Source organism: Tuberibacillus sp. Marseille-P3662, assembly GCF_900178005.1.
GTDB lineage: Bacteria > Bacillota > Bacilli > Bacillales > Sporolactobacillaceae > Marseille-P3662.
In genome coordinates, this window is record NZ_FXBS01000006.1 from 757715 (window position 1) to 782140 (window position 24426).

28 protein-coding genes are annotated in these 24426 nt (G+C 40.7%); all 28 read left to right on the forward strand.

Translation table 11 applies throughout. The features are described from left to right. Positions 1–73 precede the first annotated feature (73 nt). Positions 74–1345 carry a Glu/Leu/Phe/Val family dehydrogenase gene (locus tag B9Y89_RS12370; RefSeq protein WP_085523524.1) on the forward strand — a complete coding sequence of 424 codons (1272 nt, stop codon included), beginning with the start codon at positions 74–76 and terminating at the stop codon, positions 1343–1345. A gap of 105 nt (positions 1346–1450) precedes the next feature. Next, positions 1451–2458 carry a YpdA family putative bacillithiol disulfide reductase gene (locus tag B9Y89_RS12375; protein WP_085523525.1) on the forward strand — a complete coding sequence of 336 codons (1008 nt, stop codon included), beginning with the start codon at positions 1451–1453 and terminating at the stop codon, positions 2456–2458. Beyond that, positions 2458–3429 carry an asparaginase gene (locus B9Y89_RS12380; protein ID WP_085523526.1) on the forward strand — a complete coding sequence of 324 codons (972 nt, stop codon included), beginning with the start codon at positions 2458–2460 and terminating at the stop codon, positions 3427–3429. Before B9Y89_RS12375 ends, B9Y89_RS12380 begins: the two co-directional genes overlap by 1 nt. A 122-nt stretch (positions 3430–3551) precedes the next feature. Then, complete coding sequence (gene prsW / locus B9Y89_RS12385; RefSeq protein WP_085523527.1) at positions 3552–4232, forward strand: glutamic-type intramembrane protease PrsW; 681 nt, start codon at positions 3552–3554, stop codon at positions 4230–4232. A 119-nt stretch (positions 4233–4351) separates the two neighbouring features. Beyond that, positions 4352–5317, forward strand: coding sequence for a spore cortex-lytic enzyme (sleB, locus tag B9Y89_RS12390; protein WP_441351485.1), 966 nt, complete (start codon positions 4352–4354; stop codon positions 5315–5317). 15 nt (positions 5318–5332) lie between these two features. Then, complete coding sequence (ypeB, locus tag B9Y89_RS12395; RefSeq protein ID WP_085523529.1) at positions 5333–6649, forward strand: germination protein YpeB; 1317 nt, start codon at positions 5333–5335, stop codon at positions 6647–6649. 90 nt (positions 6650–6739) lie between these two features. After that, complete coding sequence (locus tag B9Y89_RS12400; protein ID WP_085523530.1) at positions 6740–7393, forward strand: flagellar brake protein; 654 nt, start codon at positions 6740–6742, stop codon at positions 7391–7393. A 46-nt stretch (positions 7394–7439) separates the two neighbouring features. After that, on the forward strand, positions 7440–7646 hold the full coding sequence (locus B9Y89_RS12405) for a DUF5359 family protein (protein WP_085523531.1): 207 nt from the start codon (positions 7440–7442) through the stop codon (positions 7644–7646). 89 nt (positions 7647–7735) lie between these two features. Further along, the gene (cmk, locus tag B9Y89_RS12410) at positions 7736–8410 is read left to right on the forward strand and encodes a (d)CMP kinase (protein ID WP_085523532.1); all 675 of its coding nucleotides are present in this window, start codon (positions 7736–7738) and stop codon (positions 8408–8410) included. A 4-nt stretch (positions 8411–8414) separates the two neighbouring features. Further along, the gene (locus B9Y89_RS12415) at positions 8415–9005 is read left to right on the forward strand and encodes a lysophospholipid acyltransferase family protein (RefSeq protein WP_085523533.1); all 591 of its coding nucleotides are present in this window, start codon (positions 8415–8417) and stop codon (positions 9003–9005) included. Positions 9006–9138: 133 nt separating this feature from the next. Beyond that, positions 9139–10281, forward strand: coding sequence for a 30S ribosomal protein S1 (gene rpsA, locus B9Y89_RS12420; protein WP_085523534.1), 1143 nt, complete (start codon positions 9139–9141; stop codon positions 10279–10281). Between the two features lie 85 nt (positions 10282–10366). After that, positions 10367–10975: a YphA family membrane protein gene (locus B9Y89_RS12425; protein WP_085523535.1), complete on the forward strand. Its 609-nt coding sequence runs from the start codon at positions 10367–10369 to the stop codon at positions 10973–10975. Positions 10976–11072: 97 nt separating this feature from the next. Beyond that, complete coding sequence (der, locus tag B9Y89_RS12430) at positions 11073–12389, forward strand: ribosome biogenesis GTPase Der (protein WP_085523536.1); 1317 nt, start codon at positions 11073–11075, stop codon at positions 12387–12389. 13 nt (positions 12390–12402) lie between these two features. After that, positions 12403–13005 (forward strand): glycerol-3-phosphate 1-O-acyltransferase PlsY, encoded by a 603-nt coding sequence (gene plsY, locus B9Y89_RS12435; protein WP_085523537.1) that lies wholly within the window; start codon positions 12403–12405, stop codon positions 13003–13005. Between the two features lie 12 nt (positions 13006–13017). Beyond that, positions 13018–14067 (forward strand): NAD(P)H-dependent glycerol-3-phosphate dehydrogenase, encoded by a 1050-nt coding sequence (locus B9Y89_RS12440; protein ID WP_085523538.1) that lies wholly within the window; start codon positions 13018–13020, stop codon positions 14065–14067. Positions 14068–14144: 77 nt separating this feature from the next. Continuing rightward, on the forward strand, positions 14145–14405 hold the full coding sequence (locus B9Y89_RS12445) for a stage VI sporulation protein F (RefSeq protein ID WP_085523539.1): 261 nt from the start codon (positions 14145–14147) through the stop codon (positions 14403–14405). A gap of 251 nt (positions 14406–14656) precedes the next feature. Then, complete coding sequence (locus B9Y89_RS12450; RefSeq protein ID WP_085523540.1) at positions 14657–14851, forward strand: DUF2768 family protein; 195 nt, start codon at positions 14657–14659, stop codon at positions 14849–14851. Between the two features lie 18 nt (positions 14852–14869). Beyond that, positions 14870–15583 (forward strand): hypothetical protein, encoded by a 714-nt coding sequence (locus B9Y89_RS12455; protein ID WP_085523541.1) that lies wholly within the window; start codon positions 14870–14872, stop codon positions 15581–15583. Positions 15584–15774: 191 nt separating this feature from the next. Further along, entirely contained in the window at positions 15775–17253 is a 1479-nt protein-coding gene (gene spoIVA, locus B9Y89_RS12460; protein ID WP_085523542.1) for a stage IV sporulation protein A, read from the forward strand. 243 nt (positions 17254–17496) lie between these two features. After that, a complete protein-coding gene (locus B9Y89_RS12465) occupies positions 17497–17769 on the forward strand; it encodes an HU family DNA-binding protein (protein WP_085524728.1) in 273 nt (90 codons plus the stop codon). A gap of 145 nt (positions 17770–17914) precedes the next feature. Further along, positions 17915–18478, forward strand: coding sequence for a GTP cyclohydrolase I FolE (gene folE / locus B9Y89_RS12470; protein WP_441351486.1), 564 nt, complete (start codon positions 17915–17917; stop codon positions 18476–18478). A gap of 40 nt (positions 18479–18518) precedes the next feature. Continuing rightward, a complete protein-coding gene (gene mtrB / locus B9Y89_RS12475) occupies positions 18519–18764 on the forward strand; it encodes a trp RNA-binding attenuation protein MtrB (protein WP_139822799.1) in 246 nt (81 codons plus the stop codon). A gap of 216 nt (positions 18765–18980) precedes the next feature. Then, complete coding sequence (locus B9Y89_RS12480) at positions 18981–19745, forward strand: heptaprenyl diphosphate synthase component 1 (RefSeq protein WP_176222206.1); 765 nt, start codon at positions 18981–18983, stop codon at positions 19743–19745. Then, complete coding sequence (locus B9Y89_RS12485) at positions 19745–20458, forward strand: demethylmenaquinone methyltransferase (RefSeq protein WP_085523546.1); 714 nt, start codon at positions 19745–19747, stop codon at positions 20456–20458. Before B9Y89_RS12480 ends, B9Y89_RS12485 begins: the two co-directional genes overlap by 1 nt. A gap of 25 nt (positions 20459–20483) precedes the next feature. Beyond that, entirely contained in the window at positions 20484–21452 is a 969-nt protein-coding gene (gene hepT / locus B9Y89_RS12490) for a heptaprenyl diphosphate synthase component II (RefSeq protein WP_085523547.1), read from the forward strand. Between the two features lie 133 nt (positions 21453–21585). Further along, positions 21586–22029, forward strand: a complete 444-nt coding sequence (gene ndk / locus B9Y89_RS12495) for a nucleoside-diphosphate kinase (RefSeq protein ID WP_085523548.1) — start codon at positions 21586–21588, stop codon at positions 22027–22029. 237 nt (positions 22030–22266) lie between these two features. Then, positions 22267–23034 (forward strand): CheR family methyltransferase, encoded by a 768-nt coding sequence (locus tag B9Y89_RS12500; protein ID WP_085523549.1) that lies wholly within the window; start codon positions 22267–22269, stop codon positions 23032–23034. Positions 23035–23144: 110 nt separating this feature from the next. Beyond that, a complete protein-coding gene (aroC, locus tag B9Y89_RS12505; RefSeq protein ID WP_085523550.1) occupies positions 23145–24302 on the forward strand; it encodes a chorismate synthase in 1158 nt (385 codons plus the stop codon). Positions 24303–24426 lie beyond the last annotated feature (124 nt).

The following is a 24426-nucleotide window of genomic DNA, read 5'->3' on the forward strand; positions in this document are numbered from 1 at the left end:
TGTAATTATCGTAGCTTGAATGGCATTGTTTAAAGATAAATTTCAACTGAGGATAGGTTTTGGGAGGTAAACTATGGTAGCCAATGAAAACAGTGAACAAACAAACGAAAAACTTGATGTATTGGAGTCTACCCGCACAGTCATTAGTCAAGCATTGGAGAAATTAGGTTATCCTGAAGAAGTGTTTGAATTATTAAAAGATCCGATGCGCTTGTTAACCGTCCGGATTCCGATACGAATGGATGATGGCTCAATAAAAATATTTACAGGCTACCGTGCCCAGCATAATGATTCTGTTGGACCAACAAAGGGTGGTGTCCGCTTTCATCCAAACGTGACAGAGACAGAGGTGAAAGCGCTGTCAATATGGATGAGTTTGAAAGCAGGTATCGTCGATCTCCCGTATGGCGGGGGAAAAGGTGGCATTATTTGTGATCCAAGGGAAATGTCGTTCCGAGAACTGGAAAAATTGAGCCGTGGTTATGTCCGGGCGATTAGTCAAATTGTCGGTCCGACCAAAGATATTCCGGCCCCTGACGTCTTTACCAATTCACAAATCATGGCGTGGATGATGGATGAATACAGCCGGTTGCGTGAATTTGACTCACCTGGTTTTATTACCGGCAAACCTTTGGTGCTAGGAGGTTCGCACGGACGTGAATCAGCAACGGCCAAGGGTGTCACTATCTGTATTCGCGAAGCTGCCAAGAGAAAGAATATCGATATTAAAGGTGCGAGAGTGGTTGTCCAAGGTTTCGGTAACGCCGGAAGCTTTCTCGCTAAATTCATGCACGATGCAGGAGCGAAAATCGTCGGTATTTCGGATGCTTATGGTGCTTTGCATGATCCCGAAGGTTTGGACATTGATTATTTGCTCGACCGGCGTGACAGTTTTGGAACCGTCACAAAACTGTTTAAGAACACGATAAGTAACCAAGGGCTTCTTGAGCTTGATTGTGATATCCTTGTTCCGGCAGCGATTGAGAATCAAATCACGGAGCAGAATGCGTCCAAAGTGAAGGCGAGTATCGTGGTCGAAGCAGCTAATGGTCCAACCACGCTTAAGGCGACAGAAATTTTAACGAATCGAGATATTCTGCTTGTCCCAGATGTGCTTGCCAGTTCCGGCGGTGTTACCGTCTCTTACTTCGAATGGGTACAGAATAATCAAGGTTACTATTGGACGGAAGAAGAAGTCGAAAAACGTTTAGAAGATGTTCTCGTCAATTCCTTTGAAAATGTTTATAATACGTCCAAGAACCGTAAAATTAATATGCGTTTATCCGCGTATATGGTCGGCGTGCGGAAAATGGCCGAAGCCTCCCGATTCCGCGGCTGGGTATAGCACGGATGACTTGCAACCATTTAACGCTTCCCCTATGATTTATAGGGGAAGTTTTTTGTTGATACAATAATTACTGTAAATGTTAAACAATAGGAGTTGTCGGTGATGGTAGAGCGAGAAGATGTTATTATAGTCGGTGCCGGTCCATGCGGTCTGCAGACCGCTATCCGTTTGCAAGAACAAGGTTACAGGCCGTTAGTTATCGAAAAAGGGAATATTGTCCAAACCATTTATCGATATCCGACACACCAAACTTTTTTTAGTTCGAGTGATAAACTTGAAATCGGCGACATGCCGTTTGTTATTGAGGAACATAAACCCCGTCGCAACCAAGCTTTGTCCTACTATCGTGAAGTTGTCAAAAGGAAGCATATCAGGATTCATTCCTTTGAAGAAGTGACTCAAGTGCGTAACAACAGCGAGGGCGCCTATACGGTTGTGACATCAGACCGTGACCAGCTTCAGCAAAGGTATGAAGCACGCTACGTCGTGATCGCTACGGGGTATTATGATCATCCTAATTTTATGAATATCCCCGGTGAAGAGTTGCCAAAAGTGTACCACTATTTTAAGGAACCTCATCCGTTCTTTGATAGCGATGTTGTTGTCATTGGTGGAAAAAATTCATCAGTGGATACGGCCATGGAATTGAACAAGGCAGGTGCCAGAGTGACTGTCATCTATCGGGGATCGGAATACTCTGAGAGTGTCAAGCCGTGGATTTTACCACAGTTTCATTCATTGGTTAAGAATGGGTATATTAATATGATCTTTGATGCTAACGTGATTGAAATCAAGCCTCATACTGTGACTTATCAAACGAAGGCAGGGGAGGTTGTATGTCTAGATAACGATTTTGTCTTTGCGATGACGGGGTATCATCCTGATCATTCTTTTTTACAGGATATGGGCATTGATATTGAAGACGAAACAGGGCGTCCGACCTTTAATGGGGCAACAATGGAATCCAATATTTCTGGTATTTTTATTGCCGGTGTTATTGCCGCGGGCAATAATGCCAATGAAATTTTTATTGAGAACGGACGTTTTCATGGGAACGCCATCGCTAAAGAAATCGCCAAACGAGATGGAAAAATAAATGATGATAGGTGATGTCAATGGGTAAAGTGGTCTTAATCACGACGGGTGGTACCATTGCGAGTAAAACGAACCAAGACTCAGGAAAATTATCCTCGGGTGCGATGACAGGTGAAGAGCTTGCATCTATTTGTAATTTACCTAATGATATAAATATCGAAATTGATTCTGTCTTTCAAGTGCCGAGCATGCATATCACTTTTCAACATTTGGCGGAATTAAAAGAGAGCATAGAAGGCCATTTAAAAGATCCATCTGTTGAGGGTGTGGTTGTCACCCATGGGACGGATACCCTGGAAGAAACTGCTTACTTTTTAGATTTAACGATTGCTGATTCACGCCCAGTGGTTGTAACGGGTTCCCAACGTCCACCGGGCAGGCTGGGAAGTGACGCTTTTATTAACATCAGGCATGCGGTTTATGTCGCCTGCAGTAAGGAACTTCATGATGCGGGCACCGTCGTTTGCTTTAATGAACGCATCTTTGCTGCGAAATACGTCAAAAAAGAGCATGCCTCAAATATCCAAGGCTTCAATGCCTTTGGGTTCGGTTATTTAGGGATCATTGATAACGATGTTGTTGAGATTTTCCAAAAACCGATAAAAAGGGAAACGTATGAATTGACAAATCAACTCCCTGAAATTGATATCATTAAATGTTACTTAAATGCCGATGGGAAATTCATCAAAGCAGCAAGAGAAAGCGGTGTTGCCGGCATCGTATTAGAAGGCGTTGGACGCGGGCAAGTACCCCCGGTCATGATGCCAGAAATAGAACAGGCAGTAGCCGACGGGATTAATATTGTCATAACGACGAGTTCTGAGGAAGGTGCTGTATACACAACCTATGACTATAAGGGCAGTACGTTTGATCTGCAAAATCAAGGCGCTATTCTTGGGAAAGATTACGATTCTAAAAAAGCACGTATTAAGTTAGCTGTTGCTTTAGCCTCCAATCATCAAAATTTAGAAGAGATGTTTTATTAAATCAGGAACCTCCCATAAAAATTTGGGAGGTCGTTTTAATTGCGCTTAAAACATAATCGCCCAATGTGATATTTCTTGTTATAATTAATAATAGGAATAACACAAGTAGTGGAGTGACAAGAATGTTATCGGTCATATCAGCGGCACTTGCACCAGGACTTGCTCTTTTATGTTATTTTTATTTAAGAGATCAATACGAGAGCGAACCTGTAGGCATGGTTTTAAAAACATTTATATACGGTGCATTACTTGTGTTTCCGGTGATGATGATTCAGTTTGCCTTTGAAACAGAAAGTGTCTGGCAAGGTACCCTTGCTCAGTCTTTTGTAGTCAATGGGTTATTAGAAGAATTTGTGAAATGGTTTGTTGTCATATATAGTGCCTACCATCATTCTGTTTTTAACGAACGTTATGATGGTATTGTCTATGCGACAGCCGTCTCTTTAGGTTTTGCAACGGTTGAAAACTTTTTTTACTTATATGCTTATGGTATCGATTATGCTCTGTATCGAGCGTTACTGCCTGTCTCAAGTCATGCTTTGTTTGGCGTTTCGATGGGGTATTATATTGGTAAAGCAAAATTTTCCACAAAAAAGAAAACGTTTCTTTTTTATGCCTTAATGTCCGCCGCTCTTCTACACGGATTTTATGATTTTATGTTATCGGCTCAAAAAGCTTGGTTGTATGTTCTTATTCCATTTATGGTTTATTTGTGGTGGAGTGCCTTAAAGAAAGTGAAGTTATCTCATCTTCACCAGCAAGATTGGATGCGTACGGTTCCTGCTTCCAAACAAAAATCCTAAAAACGTAACGACCTTATTGGGTCGTTTTTTTTATGTTTAAGAGATCTATAAGTATAAAAATACAACATTGACAGAAACTACACATACATAAGTTAACCAACTCATAGGGAGGATGGATGATGAAGAACTTACGTCGGATGGGTCTGATATTTGTCCTAGCGCTGTTAATAATTCCGATTTATAATAGCCAGCCGCAAAAAGCGCAGGCATTTTCCCCTCAAGTCATCCAAAAGGGCTCGACAGGATTAGACGTGATCGAATTACAAGCCCGGCTTCAATATATTGGCTTTTACAAAGGTGATATAGACGGTATTTTTGGATGGGGTACCTATTGGGCTCTTCGTAACTTTCAAAAGGATTTTGGAATTAAAGTGGATGGCCTTGCTGGGACTAAGACTAAGCAGAAACTCGTGTCGAAAAGCCAGTACAACAAAGATTGGGTGTTGAATAACGTCCGGAATGGCAACGAGTTTACTTATTATGGTGATGTTCCACTGAAAAAGCAGACTGATGAATCCTATGATGGTGATGGGAAAAAAGATGCGAATCAAGGTAAGGGGCAAAAACAGAATAATCAAGCTAAACAACCTGCCCCTAACAATAATCAAAACAAACAACAAAAGCAACAACAACAGCCAAAAAAGCAACAAACAAACAATCAAGCTAATCGCCAGCAGCAACAAGATCAAAAAGATCAGAAAATAACGATTAACAATCTGCCTGAAGGTTTTACGCAAAATGATGTCAAGTTAATGTCAAATGCGGTCTACGGTGAGTCACGAGGTGAATCTTACAGAGGTCAAGTTGCCGTCGCTGCTGTTATTTTGAATCGCATTGACAGTGCCAAATTTCCCGATACTGTTTCAGGGGTTATTTTTAAACCAGGTGCGTTTACTGCCGTTGCAGATGGTCAAATCTATCTGACCCCGAATCAACAAGCTAAGGAAGCGGTAATGGATGCCTTGAATGGTTGGGATCCATCACATGGGGCGATTTACTATTTTAATCCCAATACAGCTACAAGCGATTGGATTTGGTCACGGACGCAAATCGGCAAAATCGGTAAACACATTTTTGCTAAGTAATGGAGGTGAAAATTTATGGTAAAGAATATTATTATCGGCATCCTTGTCGTTGGCCTAGCCGGGTCAGGTTACTGGGGGTATCAGCAACATCAACAAAAAGAAAATATTAAGAATATGACAGAAAGTAACTATCAAGGGGCTTATCATGAACTCACTTACTATGTGGATAAAATCCATGACAGGATAGGATCAACTTTGGCCATGAATTCACGTCAGTCCGTAGATCCAGCTTTAGCGGATGTTTGGCGTTTGACAGCCATGGCTCACAGTAACGTTGGGCAATTGCCTTCAACCATCACGTCTTTTAATGATACGGAAGAATTCCTATCAAACATTGGACAATTCAGTTACCAAAATGCGATTAAAGACCAAGGAAAAACCACTTTATCAGATAAAGAGTATCAGACTTTAGAGAAATTGTATTCGCAATCAGATCAAGTTGAAAAGTCTTTACGTAAAGTGCAATCAGATGTCGTCAACAATAATTTGAAATGGATGCAAGCTGGGAAAACCAATGATCAGCAACAAGATAATCAACTGGTTAGCGATATTCAGTCTGTTGATCAAAAAGTCGCTAAGTTCGAGAATGACTGGGGACCAGAAATGGATAGGGCAAGTTTTGATGATGCCGGGGCTCTCAATAAACTAGATGGTGAAGAAATGTCTAAAGATGAAGCAGTGAAAAAAGCGAAGAAATATTTAAAAGTTACAGATGTCAGTAATGTAGCAGTGCAGCGTTCAGGGAAAGGTTCTGACTACAAGGCCTATTACATCAATATGGATGCTGCCGGAAAAGGAACATCCTTTGATGTTACGATGACGCAAAAAGGCGGTCATATCGTTTCATTTATGAAAAATCGGGATATCAAGAACGCAAATCTTAGTCTATATCAAGCTTCTCAAAAGGCAAAAGCATACTTAAAACAATTTGGATATGAGAATATGCAGCTAGTCAAAAGTGATCAATATAATAATCATGGCGTGTTAACGTTCGTTAAATCGAAAAAAGATAAGCGACTGTATCCAGCATCAATCCGCCTAAAAGTGGCGCTTGATAACGGTCATGTCCTCGCCTTTGATGCAACAGATTATCTCGCTAATAAAGATCTTAACGTTAAAGATAAGTCATTTAAGTTGTCGAAGAAAAAAGCATTAAAACAATTAAACGGTAAGGTGAAAGTTCAGGAAACACATCATGCCATTTTCCAGAATGAATCAGGTGATTTCGTACCTTGCTATGAATTTCTAGTCACTAAAAAACAAGACACTTACCGGATTTTTATCAACGCGAACAATGGCCAAGAGGAAAAAGTTGAACTCTTGAAAAAGTAAAGGAAAGAGAAGCCCTCAAAAGGGGGTTTCTCTTTTTTTATAAAAATGCCATAATTAAGATAATGAAAGGAAATACTAGGGGGTCAATTTATGTTTAAAATCGGGGGGAAAATTGAACTGGAATTAACAGATAATCAAATGACATATCAATATACGAGCAAGATTGTCGACTACAAGCATGACCACTTACATATACAATTCCCATTAAATCAAACCACTCAAAAAACATCTGTCCTTCATGATGGCACCATGTTACAGGCGTATTATTATGCTGATGGACAAATATACAAGTTTATAACTGAAGTCACTGGTAAAGACTATCAGACAAATCTGCCGTTAATGCTGTTAAAAGTTCCAGATCAAGCGCGCATTCAGAAGGTGCAAAGACGGGATTTTGTTCGGGTCGATGCGGCTGTGGATGTAGCCGTTCATCCAGCCTATCAAGAGAAACAGCCATTCACGACCATTAGTACGGATATAAGCGGAGGTGGACTCGCCGCTATCTTACCTGCTGGTCATGAACTTTACCAAGGTGACAAGGTTGTTTGTTGGTGTGTTCTGCGGCTAAATAATGGTAATCCATCTTATGTTAAAGCAAATGGCGAAATCAAACGACTTTTTTGTGATGACCGTACAAATCACCAGAAAGCATCAATTCATTTTTTGAATGTATCACCGAGTGATCAACAAAAAATTATCCAATTTTGCTTTGATCGGGAACGGTATTATCGGCAAATGAAATGATGTGCGTCTCAACGCAGTATAAATGATTGTAGAAGGAGCATTTTGGATGAAACAAATAGAGAAATGGATTTTAAGGCTCGTTTGCATTCAATTTGTCATATTAATGATTGGTCAATTGTTGGTGACACAGGAGCAAATGGCTCCTTATATTAATAAAGCTGTCCGATATGAAGGCGTTATTGGAGAAAAACAGACAAAAGCAGTGAAAACGATGGAAGAAGCGCCTATCATGTGGTATGATATAAATAAATAGAATGGAGAGAGCAGGTATCCTCCTGCTTTTTATTTTGCACTTGTTAAAAGTGTTCTAACTTTTTTCTGAAAAAGGCGTTGAATTTTCCAATGAATCAAAGGCTACAGGTTGCTATTGATGGGCCAGCGGCTGCTGGAAAAAGCACAGTGGCAAAACAAGTTGCTGGACAGCTGGAATACATTTATATCGATACAGGTGCCATGTATAGAGCACTTGCCTATCACGCTTTAAAAACCCATACGGATTTACATAACGGAGAACGTTTGTCGGAACTATTAGATGCTTCTGAAATAACACTGGAACCCGTTAAGCAGGGGAGACAGACCGTATTGCTAAACGGGGAAGACGTGACTAAAGAGATTCGTTCACAGAGTGTAACGAACCATGTGTCACTTGTTGCTCAATACCCAGCCATCCGTCAAGTGATGGCTGATCGCCAAAGAGAAATGGCTGCCGGCGGTGGCATTATTATGGACGGCCGGGATATCGGATCCCATGTCCTTCCTAATGCTGAAGTTAAAATTTACTTAATTGCTTCAGTGAATGAGCGAGCTGAGCGTCGTTATCAAGAGCAGTTAGCGGGTGGCCTGCAAACATCTCTGGAACAATTAAAAGCGGATATTCGCCAGAGAGACAAGCTTGACAGTGAACGTGAAGTTTCTCCGTTAATCAAGGCTGAAGATGCCGTTGAAATTGATACGACCTCGCTTAGTATAAATGATGTCATTCTTCGAATTCTTGAAGTCATAAAAGAAAGGGTATAATGCATTGAAACTTTACTCTTTTGGGCAATGGGTAGCCAGAAATTATTTTAATACGTTGTACCGGATCAGTGTAACCGGTGAGGAGCATATTCCGGATAATGGAAGTCTGCTCGTCTGTAGTAACCACATTAGTAATCTTGATCCGCCATTAATCGCTTCTTTTTTACGAAAAAGAGAATTAAGTTTTATGGCGAAGGAAGAATTATTTAAGGTACCCGGGTTTAACAGGCTGATTACCTCGCTGAATGCTTTTCCCATTAAGCGGGGTAAAGGTGATCGGCAGGCGATTCGAAAATCCGTAGAAGTTTTGAATGAAGGTCGGGCGCTCCTCATGTTCCCAGAAGGCAATCGGAATAAGAGCGATGATAGATCGCTTGGAACAGCCCAAACGGGTGCCGGCTATTTTGCTTTACGAACGCAAGCTCAAGTTGTTCCGTGTGCTGTAATTGGAAATTACAAGTTTGGTCATGAGGTTCGTTTAAAATTCGGCCCGACAATTGATTTTTCAAACATGAGGGAACAAAAAGCTAAGCCAAAGGAAGCGGTACAAGTTATTATGGAACATATCCAATTATTAATTACTCAGACAGAGTGAAAAATAATTACTAAGACACCGCTCGAAAGGTTTTTAGTGTATTCCGCTTGACAAACGCTTACATTTGTTAGAAGTTAAAAGGAGACAATTTATATTAGTGTTGTTTTTGCTCAATTAAAGGAGGTCACTGTCAATGGTTGAAGAAATGAATAACGAAATGACGACATTTGAATCCCGTTCAGAAGGGGATGTTGTAACCGGAACCATCACAAAAGTTGAAGACAAACATGCGTTAGTTGACGCCGGTTATAAAGTTGAAGGGATTTTACCGATCAGCGAACTATCAAGTTTGCATGTCGAAAAAATGGAAGATGTCGTCCATCAGGATGATGAACTTCAACTGAAAGTCATAAAAGTCACTGATGAAGAGCTGGTTTTATCTAAAAAGGAAGTCGATGCTGACAAAGCTTGGGACAACCTTGAAGATAAATATGACCATCACGAAACGATTTCCGTTGAAGTTGCCGATGTTGTTAAAGGTGGTTTAGTTGCTGATTTAGGTGTGCGCGGTTTTATTCCAGCATCTTTGGTTGACCGTCAATATGTCGAGGATTTTTCCGAATATAAAGGGGCAACCTTAGATGTTAAAATTATTGAATTAGACCGTGAAAACCGGAAAGTAATTTTATCACATAGGGCTGTACAGGATGAGGAAGCCAATAAAGAGAAAGAGGATATTCTAGGTCGTATAGAATCCGGTCGGGTGTATGAAGGGACCGTTCAACGACTAACTGACTTCGGTGCTTTTGTTGATATTGGTGGTGTTGATGGGTTGGTTCATATTTCTCAGTTGGCCCATCAACATGTTGAACATCCTTCAGATGTCGTTCAAGAAGGTGCATCTGTCAAAGTTAAGGTGTTATCCGTTGATCGTGATAACGAGCGCATTTCTCTATCAGTTAAAGCCACTCAACCGGGTCCATGGGAACGGGCAGCGGAACAATTGGATGTTGGTGACGTAGTTGAAGGAACAGTGAAACGCCTTGTTCCGTTCGGCGCTTTTGTTGAGCTAATCCCAGGTGTTGAAGGGTTGGTTCATATATCAGAGATTTCCAATCGACACATTGGAACTCCTGATGAAGTTCTTGAAGAAGGTGAAAATGTTAAAGTTAAAGTCTTAGATGTTAACGCTAGCGAAAAGCGTGTGTCACTGAGCATTAGGGAATTGGAAGACCAATCAGCCAATGAACAACCAGCGATCCAATATGAGGATGAAGATAACAATGGCTTCTCACTCGGTGATGTGATTGGTGATCAGCTGAAAAAATTGAAATAAGGTAGAGGTGCGGTTTTAATGCCGCACCTTTTTATATGTTTACACCGGGATCCGCCAACCTATAATGGTTAGTGAGGTGAGTCGATTGCCGCTAACTATTTTTTATTGGGCTATGTGGTCTTTATGGGTCTATTTTACGTTTTTAGCTAAAAAGAACAGAACGCGGGATTATGTTGTAATTTTTTTATTAGCGAGCATTAGTTGTGCGACTTTTTCCGTATCGATACCAACTTTGGATATTAACGTCACATATTTGTTGTTCCTCTTTGTTGGATTGTATTTATTTCGACCTAAGAAGATGCGGTTAACACTCTACTATGTGTTTATCATTTTTAGTTTAATGCTCCTATACGTCTTATACTATATCTATGTTTTATATGATCCAGCTATTTTTTTGTTGTTTGACGATTGGGCTTTGGCGATCGGTTTGTTTCTTATTATTTGTCTATTAGTTAAAGATCACCGCATGAGATGTGCCTCATTGATTATGGGCCAGTGTATGGGTGAGTTTCTTCGGGTGGTTGTCTTTTATCGCTTTGACCATACCGTAGGTCATGCAGGATTCCTTAACCAAATGGCGATGGTCCTAGTTTTAGTTGTAGCGGGACATACGATCGGTAATCTGACAAAACAATGGCATTATTATATGGCTAGTCGCGTGCAATCGGATATGAACAAACAGTCAAAATTTTAATTGTACGGGGTTATGATTTTTGTTAAGATAAGAAAGCCTTAACAACAGAAATAATTTGTTTTTTTACATAAGTGGTTGATGAAAGGATGTCTGTGATATGTCAAAACCTGTTGTTGCCGTCGTTGGTCGACCTAATGTTGGAAAGTCGACCATTTTTAACCGGGTTATCGGTGAGCGGATTGCTATTGTTGAAGATACACCTGGTGTGACGCGCGATCGCATTTATGGAACGGGAGAATGGTTAAATCATACATTTAACATTATTGATACGGGTGGCATCGAAGTTGGGAATGAACCGTTACTTGAGCAAATGAGAGCACAAGCCAACCTCGCTATTGATGAAGCCGATGTCATTGTTTTCGTTGTGGATGGTATGGATGGTTTAACCTCGGCCGATGAGGAAGTGGCTCAAATGTTGTACCGGTCTGATAAACCCGTTGTGCTAGGTGTCAACAAAATTGATCATCCCAGCCGAACCGTCCAATTATACGAATTTTATTCATTAGGTTTAGGGGAGCCACACCCTATGTCTGGTGAGCATGGGACAGGTTTGGGAGATTTGTTGGACGAGGTTATTCATCATTTTGATGAAGGTCTTGGTGCTGATTACGATGAAACCGTTAAGAAGTTTTCATTAATTGGTCGGCCGAATGTTGGGAAATCATCGCTTGTGAATGCCATATTGGGAGAAGATAGAGTCATCGTAAGTGATATTCCTGGTACGACAAGGGATGCAATTGATACCTCCTTCACGAATCATGGCCAGGATTACGTCATTATTGATACAGCTGGGATGCGTAAACGAGGGAAAGTCTATGAAAAGACTGAAAAATACAGCGTATTACGTGCGCAGCGAGCGATTGAAAACTCTGATGTGGTTTTAACGCTCATTGATGGGGAAGAAGGTATTATTGAACAGGATAAAAAGATTGCGGGTTACGCTCATCAAGCAGGACGCGGTGTGATTATTGTTGTTAATAAGTGGGATGCCGTTAAGAAAAATGATAAAACGATGGATGAGTTCCGGCAGAAGATTCGTGACGAATTCCAATTTCTTAGTTATGCGCCGATTGTATTTGTATCTGCTAAAACAAAGTCAAAGCTGCATCAACTGATTCCTGTCATTAACACTGTTGATGAGAATCATAGTATGCGGGTTCAAACCAGTGTTTTGAATGATATTGTTATGGATGCTGTGGCTATGTCACCGCCGCCAACATCTAAAGGGAGACGGCTTAAAATTTATTATGCGACACAAGTGGGAGTTAAACCACCGTCGTTTGTTTTCTTCGTCAATGATCCTGAAATCATGCATTTCTCGTATGAAAGGTATCTTGAGAATAAAATTAGAGAAACGTTTGGTTTTGCCGGCACACCGATTAAAATTTTCACACGGAAACGGAGCGACGATTAAGGGGGAGGATGACATGGTTGTTGCGTTAACTTGGTTCGTCTCCTATCTTATTGGGGCGATTAGTTTTAGTTATCTCATGACAAAAAAGATTAAAAAAGTAGATATAAGGCAGCTTGGTAGTGGTAATGCCGGAGCGACCAATACGCAAAGGGTTCTTGGGACGGGACCAGCTGTTACTGTCCTATTATTAGATGTTGCTAAAGGCATCGTCGCTGTTGTTTTAGCACGATTATTGGGATTAGATGATTGGGCTGCTGCGGCTGCTGGGTTATTTGCCATCCTTGGCCATAACTGGCCGGTTTATTACGGCTTTAGGGGCGGAAAAGGTGTTGCCACAACGATTGGTGTTTTTGCCGTTTTGAATGTTATTCCGACCCTCTTAGCTGGGATTATCACAATTATTGTGATTGCGGTGACTCGCTATGTATCACTTGGATCATTGTTGCTGATTACAGTTACCCCTTTTATGACTTATTTTTATAGTCAGGATTCTCTTTCGCTTCTTATTGTTGAGTGTCTGATTATGGTCCTTTCTTATTGGCAACACCGGACCAATATCAGCAGACTCATAAAAGGCGAGGAAAGTAAATTAGGACAAAGCAAGAAAACATCTTAGGGAGGTCAAAGGATGCGCGCGATTGCAGTTATAGGTGCTGGCAGCTGGGGAACGGCTTTAGCCATGGTGCTTGCCAATAATGGCCATGATGTCAAACTATGGGCTCGACGGGAAGCGCAAGTCAATGAAATTAACAACCAACATTCGAATCATAAATACTTACCTGATGTTACTTTGCCAACACAAATCCAAGCCTATCAGCAAATAGCAGATGTTGTCGAAGGCGTCCAGCATATTATTCTGGTCATCCCAACTAAAAGTCTCAGAGGTGTATTGAACGAGTTGAAGGCGTGTTTAACGACACCGGTGACATTAACGCATGGAAGCAAAGGAATTGAACCGCAATCGTTCAAACGGGTTACCGAAATCATTATGGAAGAAATGCCTGCTTCTGTATTAAGGGGCGTCGCCGTACTATCCGGCCCGAGTCATGCTGAGGAAGTGAGCCGTAAACAGCCGACAACGGTGACTGCCTCTTCTGAAAATCCTGATGTTGTTAAAGAGGTACAAGATTTATTTATCAATCAACATTTTAGGGTCTATACCAATAAAGATATGGTCGGTGTCGAACTCGGAGGCGCATTGAAAAATATTATTGCTCTTGGTGCTGGTATTTCTGACGGATTAGGCTATGGTGACAATGCAAAAGCAGCGCTGATTACTCGTGGGCTTGCCGAAATCAGTCGTTTAGGTACGAAAATGGGTGCCGAACCATTGACTTTTACGGGACTAGCCGGCATGGGTGACTTGATCGTGACATGTACAAGTGTTCATAGCCGTAACTGGAAAGCGGGGCATTTATTAGGACAAGGTCATCAACTTGATGACGTTCTTGATAGAATGGGAATGGCTGTTGAAGGCGTACGGACGACAGAAGCGGCTTTTGCTCTTGCTGAAAGGGTTGATGTTGAAATGCCCATTACCGAAGCTATCTATGAAGTTCTATTTCGTGAAAAACATCCAAAAACGGCTGTTGATGAGTTAATGAATCGTGATAAGACGAGTGAACATGGGGGATTAACTCATATTTTGTCTAATGTTTCCCTGCACGAAAAGGATTAAGATTTAGGATCTAATCATCACACTAGGAGCCCTTCTGCATATAATGTCTTGAAAGCATGGGAAAAAGGAGGGCTTCCATGGACCCAAACCATCCATTTTTTGATAAGATTGAACAGAACACAAATGTTAAAAAGGAAGACATCTTTTCTTTGGCCAATTCAGTGGCCAATGCCAATTTTCAAGATGAACAAACGGTTCGCCAAATTGTCTCACGCGTTGCTCAAATGGCGAATACGTCAATTTCCAAAGACAAAGAAGAGCAAATCGTGAAAGCCATTGTTGACAATGATGTGCCGATGGATTTTTCTTCCTTGGCTAAAATGTTTGATAAAAAGTAAAAAATCTGGGCTATCGTCTGCGACATTCATGCTAACAACGGCATACGCTAATCATGAATACACAAATCAATTCTAACGAAGGGCTTTGTGTATGGAAGGTTTTAGTCATTAAAACTGAAAGGGAGGTTCGCCTTTCCTTTCAGTTTTTTTATGTTTGGTCAAGCCATACGGCAGACCTTTGTCAAAATAGAAATGATATTGTCAGGCCCGGAAAATGTGCTATAATACGTATGGATTGGAGGAAGAGAGACATGTCCCCAGGTTTGATGAAGATGTGGATTTCATTTTTGGCCATATTTTTATTAGTGGTTGCTGCGGTGTTCATAATGTTGAGTCGATATAAATTATCGGGCCTTTTCCGTTTGATTGTCTCTTTTATTGCCTATGCGTTTTTATTTATTGGTGGCATTCTTATGATTATGATTATCTTTTCGAGTCCGGTTTAGTGGTAAGGGAGAACTGACATGAAGCGAATTATAAAATACATATTAACCATGACATTGATTTTTGCGTTAACGGGTTGTGTCGATCCTGAGAGTAATCAGTCGCAAACTCATAAGGCTTATCAAACAGATATTAATACAGTTGAAGCAGCTGTTCGCGCTTTTAAAGAAGCGAAGATAGGCTTGCCTATTGAGAATTTTAATGAGGATACACCAAAATATCTAAGGTACAAAATTGATTTTAATCGCTTAGTTCCAGATTATTTGCCAAAGCCGCCTGCGAATGCCTATCAAAAAGGTGGATATTTTCAATATGTGATTGTTCATCCTGAACAAGAACCCCAGGTTAAGGTTTTGGATGTGGCGATTTACAACCAAGTAAAACGCATACAAAAGAAAGTTGATCGATTTCGTGCGCGCCATGGTTATGCGCCACTTGCTGATATGATTACACCAGGACGTTATAAGATCAATTTTGAACAGTTGGGGTATGACAGTCCGCCCAAAGTCACAAGTCCTTACAGTGGACAACCACTGGGGTTTGTTTTAAATAACGATTCCCAAGTGTTTATCAACTATTTACCTGATATTTATCAGACACTGAATAATACTGATAAAACCTATAAACCAGGTGAAGATTTGCGTCAGGTTTTAGTTCAGAATTCCCCGTATGTGCCTGTAAAGTCCTTGCCGTATACGTTAAAGAATGGTGACATTGTATTTTTAATAAAATAATTGGTATGAAAACCTCTCGCTCCAAATAGGGATAAAGCGAGAGGTTTTTTTGCCTGGATCCATCGCATTCATAACTATGATTTTGTAAAATCTATTTTTATAAAAAAAGCATAATCAATGGACAAAGTCATAGTTATATAGTATCGAATCAGGTTGAAGTCGATTCATTATGCTGTACGGGAGGGTATAGAATGGAAAGAGTCGATATTTTTAAAGATATCGCCGAGCGGACAGGTGGGGATGTCTATCTTGGTGTCGTTGGTGCTGTCAGGACTGGTAAATCCACATTTATCAAAAAGTTTATGGAGTTGGTGGTTTTACCCAACATAGAAAATGAATCCGAACGGGCGCGGACACAAGATGAACTACCGCAAAGCGGCGCAGGCAAACAAGTCATGACAACGGAACCTAAATTTGTGCCAAACAATGCGGTTTCTGTGAATGTTGATGAAGGTTTGGAAGTGAATACCCGACTTGTGGATTGTGTCGGATATGCAGTCAATGGTGCCAAAGGATTTGAAGATGAGAATGGGCCGCGAATGGTCAATACACCGTGGTATGATGAACCCATTCCATTTCAAGAGGCTGCAGAAATTGGTACGAGAAAAGTCATTCAAGAGCATTCAACATTAGGCGTCGTTGTCACCACAGATGGAACGATCGGAGACATTGCGCGCTATGATTATTTAGAATCAGAAGAGCGTGTGGTTGAAGAACTTAGAGAAGTCGGTAAACCATTTATTATGGTGATCAATTCGGCTCAGCCGCACCATCCGGATACAGAGGCATTGCGGAAACAGCTTAATGAAAAATATGATATTCCGGTATTGGCGCAAAGCGTTGAAAATATGACGGAACATGACATTAACAGTGTTCTGCGAGAGGCGTTATATGAATTTCCGGTATTGGAAGTCAATGTTAACTTGCCAAGCTGGGTAATGGTCCTCCGTGAAGATCATTGGTTGCGAGAAAGCTATGAGGAAGCGGTGAAGAATACCGTTCAAGATATTAAACGCCTTCGTGATGTTGATCGCGTGGTCGGTCATTTTGATGATTATGAATTCATTGATAATGCATCTCTTGCAGGGATTGACATGGGCCAAGGGGTGGCTGAGATTGATCTTTACGCCCCCGATGACCTGTATGACCAAGTGTTAAAAGAAGTTGTCGGTGTTGAAATCAGGGGAAAAGATCACCTCTTACAGTTAATGCAGGAATTCTCTGAGGCAAAGCGTGAATATGATCAAGTGTCGGATGCCCTTACAATGGTCAAACAAACCGGATATGGTATTGCGTCGCCGGCATTGGAAGATATGAGTTTGGATGAACCTGAAATTATTCGCCAAGGGTCACGCTTTGGTGTTCGTCTCAAGGCGGTGGCGCCATCCATTCATATGATCAAAGTGGATGTTGAATCCGAGTTTTCACCGATTATTGGAACCGAAAAGCAAAGTGAGGAACTAGTAAGGTATTTAATGCAAGATTTTGAAGATGATCCACTTTCTATTTGGAATTCCGATATATTCGGTCGATCCTTAAATTCTATTGTCCGCGAAGGTATTTCCGCCAAATTATCGTTAATGCCGGAAAACGCCCGGTATAAACTTAAGGAAACACTTGAAAGAATTATCAACGAAGGATCCGGCGGATTAATTGCTATTATTTTGTAGAAAAAACCTGAAAGGCTTCCTGTCACATGGACAGGAAGCTTTTTTATTGTTTAAAAAAAGTTGTCTATAATTCTGTAAAATGGGCTATAATGTTAATAGAATGAAGGAAATTCAGGACTTTTTTAGCTAAATTCCATAGAAATTGTTGAATTATGTCCTAAGTTCCTTTATGATTAGCGTTGATAGTAGGTATATGACTTTGAAAATCATATGAACAGCATTCCTCGAGAGGAGGTGAGAATGTTGAATAAAACGGAATTGGTTAATACAGTTGCAGAATCAACTCAACTATCAAAGAAAGATGCATCCGATGCCGTTGACTCAGTGTTCTCCGCAATTACTGATTCACTTACAGAAGGTAATAATGTTCAATTAATTGGTTTTGGAAACTTTGAAGTCCGTGAGCGTTCAGCGCGTAAAGGACGTAATCCACAAACCGGAGATGAAATTGAAATTCCGGCCAGCAAGGTTCCGGCATTCAAACCTGGGAAAGCCCTTAAAGATGCTGTAAAGTAATACATAGGGCAGAAAAAGAGCCACTTATAGTGGCTCTTTTTCTTTTGTAGGCTCGACTACGTTATGAACGCTAGATTTGATGGAATATTTACGTTTGGTGTATAATCTTATAAGACGATATGTGCCTTGAATGGAGGACAAATCTTTGAGTATAAATCGAGAAAAAATTCAACAAGCTGTTACAATGATTATTGATGCTATTGGTGAGGATCCAGAACGAGAAGGACTCATTGATACACCTAAACGTGTAGCCAAAATGTATGAAGAAGTCTTTGCTGGTCTTGATCAAGATCCTAAGGAATATTTTGAAACCATTTTTGGCGAAGAGCATGAGGAATTGGTCTTAGTCAAGGACATTCCATTCTATTCTATGTGCGAACACCATTTACTCCCGGTTTATGGCAACGCACATGTTGGTTATATTCCGCGTGATGGGAAAGTAACGGGTTTAAGCAAATTAGCAAGAGCGGTCGAGGCAGTGGCTAAGCGTCCTCAGTTACAAGAGCGAATGACGACGACCGTTGCTAATGCCATTGTAGAAAGTCTTAACCCTCACGGTGTTATTGTTGTTATTGAGGCTGAACATATGTGTATGACCATGAGAGGTGTCAAAAAACCAGGATCGAAAACTGTTACCTCTGCTGTAAGAGGGACATTTGAACAAGATGTTTCATCACGGTCTGAAGCCATGTCACTCATTAGAGATTAAGCTCAAGAATCGACAGAGGAAGCAAGACAATTTATTCATAATGATTGTAGATGGAGGTGTGCTTGTGGAGCAAAATAATAGTAATGAATTCTTTGTTGTCAAAGCGAATGAAGATGGCGTTAATGTCATTGGTTTAACGCGTGGAGCGGATACCCGTTTTCACCACTCTGAAAAACTTGATAAAGGTGAAGTGATGATTGCCCAATTCACGGAACATACGGGTGCTGTGAAAGTTCGAGGAAAAGCAACGATTCAGACCAGGCACGGCGAAACAGAAGCCGATTAAAAATTGTGATATAAAAAATGGAGGCAGGTCCTCCATTTTTTATATCACTTAAAGAAAAATATAAGTCAACTAATGCTTTCGACATTAATGCTTGGCGATAAGCCGGGTTATCTTTAATAGGGTTGTATTTTGGCTTTATGGGTTTGGTTGATTTGTGCTATAATGATTTAAGTGCTTAACCTATAGCTAGCCGATCATTCGCATGGGGGATCTATGATGACAGAGAATCGCCAGTTGAAACAGCTGATGGATCATATTAAACAATACATACAGCAACCTTATTTATCCCGGTTTATCAAGGCACCGGACATTGATGAGGAACAAGTTGACCTGTTATATCAACTTGCTCAGCCGATACATGAGAATACTGAAGACTACGTGGCATCAATCGTCCTTGTACAAACAGCGTTAAATACACATGATACGATTTCAGTAGATGCTTCCCAAGTGATTGGCAAAGAACGGGAGTTAACGGTATTAGCCGGTGACTATTATAGTGCGCTTTACTATTATTTGCTATCAACATTGAAGGATAACCAAACCATCAAAGCCGTTTCTGAGGGTATTAAAGCCGTTAATGAAGCCAAGATGGCTTTATATAAGAATGATTTATCGTGGGCGCAAATGCTGAGTACATTAAGAGTCATTGAGACAACGATTATTGATAAGGTGTGCTTGTCCCTAGGATACAGTGAAGATCGGCGCATCATCCAAGATTATTTCTATCTCAAACGGTTATGGAAGGAAAAGAACTTGTTGGTGCAAGGAGAAGGGTCGTCATTATTTGAACAAGCCTTCAAAAAACGTCCTGATATTAGGTCAGGGATTATTCAAGTGTTTGAAGATGCGATCCAAGGATTGTTGCCGATATTTGTTAATGGACAGAAGCCACTTCCTCGTTTGATATCGGATGTCATAAAGCGAAATCAATGGCTCAATCAGTTTCAAGGGCATAAATTGATTGCGGAAGAAGGATCTTAATGCAGCCAGATGCCAAAAAAGAAAAAGTTCATCACGTCTTTCAAAGTATTTATAAAAAATATGATTTTATGAATTCCTTAATAAGTTTTAATCAACATAAATTATGGCGCAGGAAGGCAATGGCTCTTCTTGACCCACAACCTGGTCGTGAGGCGCTAGATGTTTGTTGTGGTACCGGTGACTGGACCTACGGACTCTCACAAACACTTGGTCAAGATGGTTGTGTGATCGGTCTTGATTTCAGTGATAATATGCTAAAGGTTGCGAAGCAAAAATCCGAACATTCTTCTTTTGATAATTATCAATTTGTCCATGGGGATGCCATGAACATGCCTTTTGCGGACAATCGTTTTGACTATGTTACCGTAGGTTTCGGCCTTCGCAATGTACCTGACTATTTGCAAGTATTGAAGGAAATGCATCGTGTGTTAAAACCCGGTGGACGGGTGATCTGTCTGGAGACATCCCAGCCGTCCATTCCGGTCTATAAACAATTATATTTCTTTTATTTCAAATATTTGATGCCGTTATTGGGTAAAGTCTTTGCCAATAGTTATAAAGAGTATGTCTGGTTGCAGGAATCAACTCGACATTTTCCTAATAAGCAAGTACTAGCCGATTTGTTCCAACAAGCTGGTTTTTTCAGTGTGACCTATGACTCGTTAACGGGCGGTATTGCAGCGATTCATACCGGTCAAAAATCTGTTGAATGATAACTTATATATAAAGGTGAACATTATGAGTTTAAGTGCCATCTATAGACAATTGAAAAAAGATTTGAACAATATTGAAACCGAACTTGAAGCGGCTGTTACGGCAAAGCACCCTATTTTACAACAAGCGTCTTTACAATTATTAAAGGCAGGAGGGAAACGAATCCGTCCTGTTTTTGTTTTGTTGTCGTCTGAATTTGGTGATAGACAACGTTCGTTAGTGAATAATGTGGCTGTCACATTAGAATTGATTCATATGGCCTCTCTTGTTCACGATGATGTTGTTGATAATGCAGATCTTAGACGGGGTAAAGAAACGGTTAAAGCGCAATGGGATAATCGTGTTGCTATGTATACAGGGGATTTTATTTTTGCACAGGCCCTTGACCTTATGTCGGAATTTGAAAATGTTAAAGCTCATGAAGTTCTTTCTAAAGCGATTAAAGAAATGTCTCTCGGTGAAATTGTCCAAAGTCAAAACCAAGGAGACTGGCAGCAGAATCTCAGACAGTACCTGTTAAGAATTAAACGTAAGACGGCTATTCTTATGGCTGTAAGTTGTCAGTTAGGAGCCATGGCAGCAGGTGCCAGTGCTTCTATTCATAAAAAACTCTACTATTTTGGTTACTTCACTGGAATGTCCTTTCAAATCACAGATGATATTCTCGATTTTGTAGGAACTGAGGCTCAATTGGGTAAACCGGCCGGCAGTGATATTAAGCAGGGAAACTTAACGCTACCAGCTCTCTATGCTTATCAATGGGGTGAGAACCAAAATGAGCTTCAGCAGTTGGTCACTATGACTAATAAATCAAAGGATGAATGGGATCAGATTATCAAGGTCATCAAACAGTCAGGCGGAATAGATTATGCCCAGGGTTTGAGCGATCGCTATTTACAGAAGGCCTATGATGTTCTTCATACATTACCGGACGAGCCGGCTAAATCGTCGCTTCGCAAAATTGCTGATTATATTGGCAAACGTAAGTATTAAACGTACGTTTTCTTCGGATGTCACTGGCAGTCAGTGGGGTCCGAACAATTGTTAAATAGGATTGTAATCGCTTTTACATTTTGGTAGACTATAGACAGGTATTTAGATAGATATAGAAAGTGAGGATGCTGAGATGGAGAAAACATTTTTAATGGTTAAGCCGGACGGGGTTCAACGTAATTTAATGGGTGAGACCGTCAAACGATTTGAACAAAAGGGATTTCAACTAACGGGTGCCAAATTAATGCAGATTGATCGAAAGTTAGCGGAAACGCATTATGCAGAACATAAGGACAAGCCGTTCTTTAACGATTTGGTTGATTTCATTACATCGGGTCCTGTTTTTGCTATGGTGTGGCAAGGTGATGGGGTCATCGCCACAGCCCGCCAGATGATGGGAGCTACCAACCCTAAGGAAGCGGCACCGGGCACGATTCGAGGCGACTTTGGGGTCCAGTTAAGTCAAAATGTGATTCATGGTTCCGATTCTCCAGAAAGTGCTGAAAGAGAAATCGATTTGTTCTTTAATGATAGCGATGTTCTTGGTTATCAAAAAGCGATTAATCAATGGGTTTAATGAAAACATGGCTTATCGTCAATCTAGTTATACATGATGCGAGTTCGTTCGACGTTGTTACAAGAGTGGCGTTTTAGCTGAACATCCTTTATCTTAGCCGAACTTCTTTATTGAAGAAAGTTTTTATATTTTCTTTAAGTTTGAAAAAAACCAGCCTTTAAAGGCTGGTTTTTTTGATTGTGAGAAAGTATAATTATTCACTATAAACCTTAGTTTAATATAAATGGGGGGGATTAATTGGAAGATGGTTATGACTGGTTTATTAAGCAAATCAATCACGTGTTAGGGATTGATTTAACCCAGTATAAGGAAGAACAAATGAAACGACGATTGACATCGCTCAGGAACAAGTATCAATTAGATCATTTTTATGATTTTTATACGCTCATCCAGCAATCACAAAAAATCAAACACGAATGCCTAGATAAGATGACGATCAATGTTTCTGAATTTTTCCGTAACCGCGAGCGCTGGAAGGATCTTGTTGCGACATTGACCCAGTTGTGGACGGATAAGAAGCGATGTAATATTTGGAGTGCTGCATGCTCAACGGGGGAAGAGCCTTACACACTTTCTATTCTATTTCATCAAATGCTCCCGATACCTCATAGGATTTATGCTACTGATATTGATGAAAAGGTGCTGGAAACTGCTGAGAAGGGGATCTATGATTACCGTCAGTTTAAAGAATTATCTGCTGATGAAGTGTCGCGGTATTTTATTAAAAAAGATGAAGGCTATATGATTAAACCGGTGTATCAACAAAGCGTAACATTCTGTCAACATAATCTACTATCATCTACTTATGAAGGCTGTTACGATTTAATTGTGTGCCGGAATGTCTTAATCTACTTTACTGACGAAGCGAAAATGGGTGTGTATAAGCGATTTAGTGAAGCGTTGAATCGTAATGGTATTTTGTTTGTCGGCAGCACTGAGCAAATCTTCAAACCTGAAGTCTATGGTTTGAAAGCTATTGGTAAGTTTATCTATCAAAAAATATAAGAGGCACACTTTCCCGCTTCGCTAAGCACTACCCTATCATTTTAGTTGGGAGATAAGGGACGTATCCTAAAAATGGAAAAATAGTAAAATGATTAATGAGGGAGGATATTATGAGATTTTTAACAGCAGGGGAATCACACGGGCCACAATTAACTCTAATTGTAGAAGGGCTGCCATCCAACTTAGAATTGCTTTCAGAGGATATTAATGGTGAATTAAGGCGTCGACAAGGCGGCTATGGGCGTGGTCGACGGATGAAAATCGAAAAAGATCAAGCTCAGATTGTTAGCGGTGTTCGTCATGGCTATACGACAGGGGCACCAGTGGCCATCGTCATTGAGAATAAAGATTGGAAAAACTGGGAGTCAATTATGGGCCCTGATCCGGTTGATAGTGAAGTGAAAAAACAAGTGACCCGGCCGCGTCCGGGACATGCTGATTTAAATGGAGCGATTAAATATGGCCATCGCGATATGCGTGATGTTTTGGAGCGCTCATCAGCTCGGGAAACAACGGTTAGAGTTGCCGCTGGAGCGATTGCTAAGAAGTTATTGAAATCATTTGGAATTGATGTCGGGGGTCGAGTAGCGGAACTCGGTGGTGTCCGCGATTCATATACTTTTGATGGTGACTTAGAGCAACTAAAAACCGTCACTGAGGCATCTCCTGTCCGCTGTATGACATCTGAAACGGGAGATGCGATGATGGCTGTCATTGATGAAGCTAAAGCTAATGGTGATTCCGTGGGGGGGATTGTCGAAGCAGTTGTTACCGGTGTGCCGACAGGATTAGGTTCGCACGTCCATTATGATCGAAAATTGGATGCGCGGATGGCTATGGCTGTCACGAGTATCAATGCCTTTAAAGGTGTGGAGTTCGGCATTGGATTTTCCGCTGCTGAGAAACCTGGAAGTCAAGTCCACGATGAAATCACCTATGAAGATGCTGGTTTCTCTAGAAGTACAAACAATCTTGGTGGTTTTGAAGGCGGTATGACAACGGGAATGCCTGTAATTGTACGTGGTGTGATGAAGCCTATTCCTACCCTTTACAAGCCATTGCAGAGCATTGATATTGATAGTAAAGAACCGTTTAAAGCAAGTATTGAACGCACAGATAATTGTGCTGTTCCAGCAGCCAGTGTCGTTTGTGAAAACGTCGTCGCCTGGGAAATCGCAAATGCGTTTTTAGAAAAATTCGGTGGAGATCGACTCGGTGAGATTACCGTTAATTACGAAAATTACTGTCAATGGATGGCTGATTTTTAAGGGAATAGTTAGAAGGATCGAGTATTGAAATCTTTATAGGAAAGAGAATGGATCATCTCTTGACAAACTATAGAGGGCTTCGATACGATAAAGGATAATTAAAAACTGAATGGTTTAAGAGCCA

Bases quoted from the DNA above. Each gene is read 5' to 3' on its own strand.
- B9Y89_RS12370 (WP_085523524.1), top strand. From the start codon at position 74: ATGGTAGCCAATGAAAACAGTGAACAAACAAACGAAAAACTTGATGTA.
- B9Y89_RS12375 (WP_085523525.1), top strand. From the start codon at position 1,451: ATGGTAGAGCGAGAAGATGTTATTATAGTCGGTGCCGGTCCATGCGGT.
- B9Y89_RS12380 (WP_085523526.1), top strand. From the start codon at position 2,458: ATGTCAATGGGTAAAGTGGTCTTAATCACGACGGGTGGTACCATTGCG.
- prsW (WP_085523527.1), top strand. From the start codon at position 3,552: ATGTTATCGGTCATATCAGCGGCACTTGCACCAGGACTTGCTCTTTTA.
- sleB (WP_441351485.1), top strand. From the start codon at position 4,352: ATGAAGAACTTACGTCGGATGGGTCTGATATTTGTCCTAGCGCTGTTA.
- ypeB (WP_085523529.1), top strand. From the start codon at position 5,333: ATGGTAAAGAATATTATTATCGGCATCCTTGTCGTTGGCCTAGCCGGG.
- B9Y89_RS12400 (WP_085523530.1), top strand. From the start codon at position 6,740: ATGTTTAAAATCGGGGGGAAAATTGAACTGGAATTAACAGATAATCAA.
- B9Y89_RS12405 (WP_085523531.1), top strand. From the start codon at position 7,440: ATGAAACAAATAGAGAAATGGATTTTAAGGCTCGTTTGCATTCAATTT.
- cmk (WP_085523532.1), top strand. From the start codon at position 7,736: ATGAATCAAAGGCTACAGGTTGCTATTGATGGGCCAGCGGCTGCTGGA.
- rpsA (WP_085523534.1), top strand. From the start codon at position 9,139: ATGGTTGAAGAAATGAATAACGAAATGACGACATTTGAATCCCGTTCA.
- der (WP_085523536.1), top strand. From the start codon at position 11,073: ATGTCAAAACCTGTTGTTGCCGTCGTTGGTCGACCTAATGTTGGAAAG.
- plsY (WP_085523537.1), top strand. From the start codon at position 12,403: ATGGTTGTTGCGTTAACTTGGTTCGTCTCCTATCTTATTGGGGCGATT.
- B9Y89_RS12440 (WP_085523538.1), top strand. From the start codon at position 13,018: ATGCGCGCGATTGCAGTTATAGGTGCTGGCAGCTGGGGAACGGCTTTA.
- B9Y89_RS12445 (WP_085523539.1), top strand. From the start codon at position 14,145: ATGGACCCAAACCATCCATTTTTTGATAAGATTGAACAGAACACAAAT.
- B9Y89_RS12450 (WP_085523540.1), top strand. From the start codon at position 14,657: ATGTCCCCAGGTTTGATGAAGATGTGGATTTCATTTTTGGCCATATTT.
- B9Y89_RS12455 (WP_085523541.1), top strand. From the start codon at position 14,870: ATGAAGCGAATTATAAAATACATATTAACCATGACATTGATTTTTGCG.
- spoIVA (WP_085523542.1), top strand. From the start codon at position 15,775: ATGGAAAGAGTCGATATTTTTAAAGATATCGCCGAGCGGACAGGTGGG.
- mtrB (WP_139822799.1), top strand. From the start codon at position 18,519: ATGATTGTAGATGGAGGTGTGCTTGTGGAGCAAAATAATAGTAATGAA.
- B9Y89_RS12480 (WP_176222206.1), top strand. From the start codon at position 18,981: ATGACAGAGAATCGCCAGTTGAAACAGCTGATGGATCATATTAAACAA.
- B9Y89_RS12485 (WP_085523546.1), top strand. From the start codon at position 19,745: ATGCAGCCAGATGCCAAAAAAGAAAAAGTTCATCACGTCTTTCAAAGT.
- hepT (WP_085523547.1), top strand. From the start codon at position 20,484: ATGAGTTTAAGTGCCATCTATAGACAATTGAAAAAAGATTTGAACAAT.
- ndk (WP_085523548.1), top strand. From the start codon at position 21,586: ATGGAGAAAACATTTTTAATGGTTAAGCCGGACGGGGTTCAACGTAAT.
- aroC (WP_085523550.1), top strand. From the start codon at position 23,145: ATGAGATTTTTAACAGCAGGGGAATCACACGGGCCACAATTAACTCTA.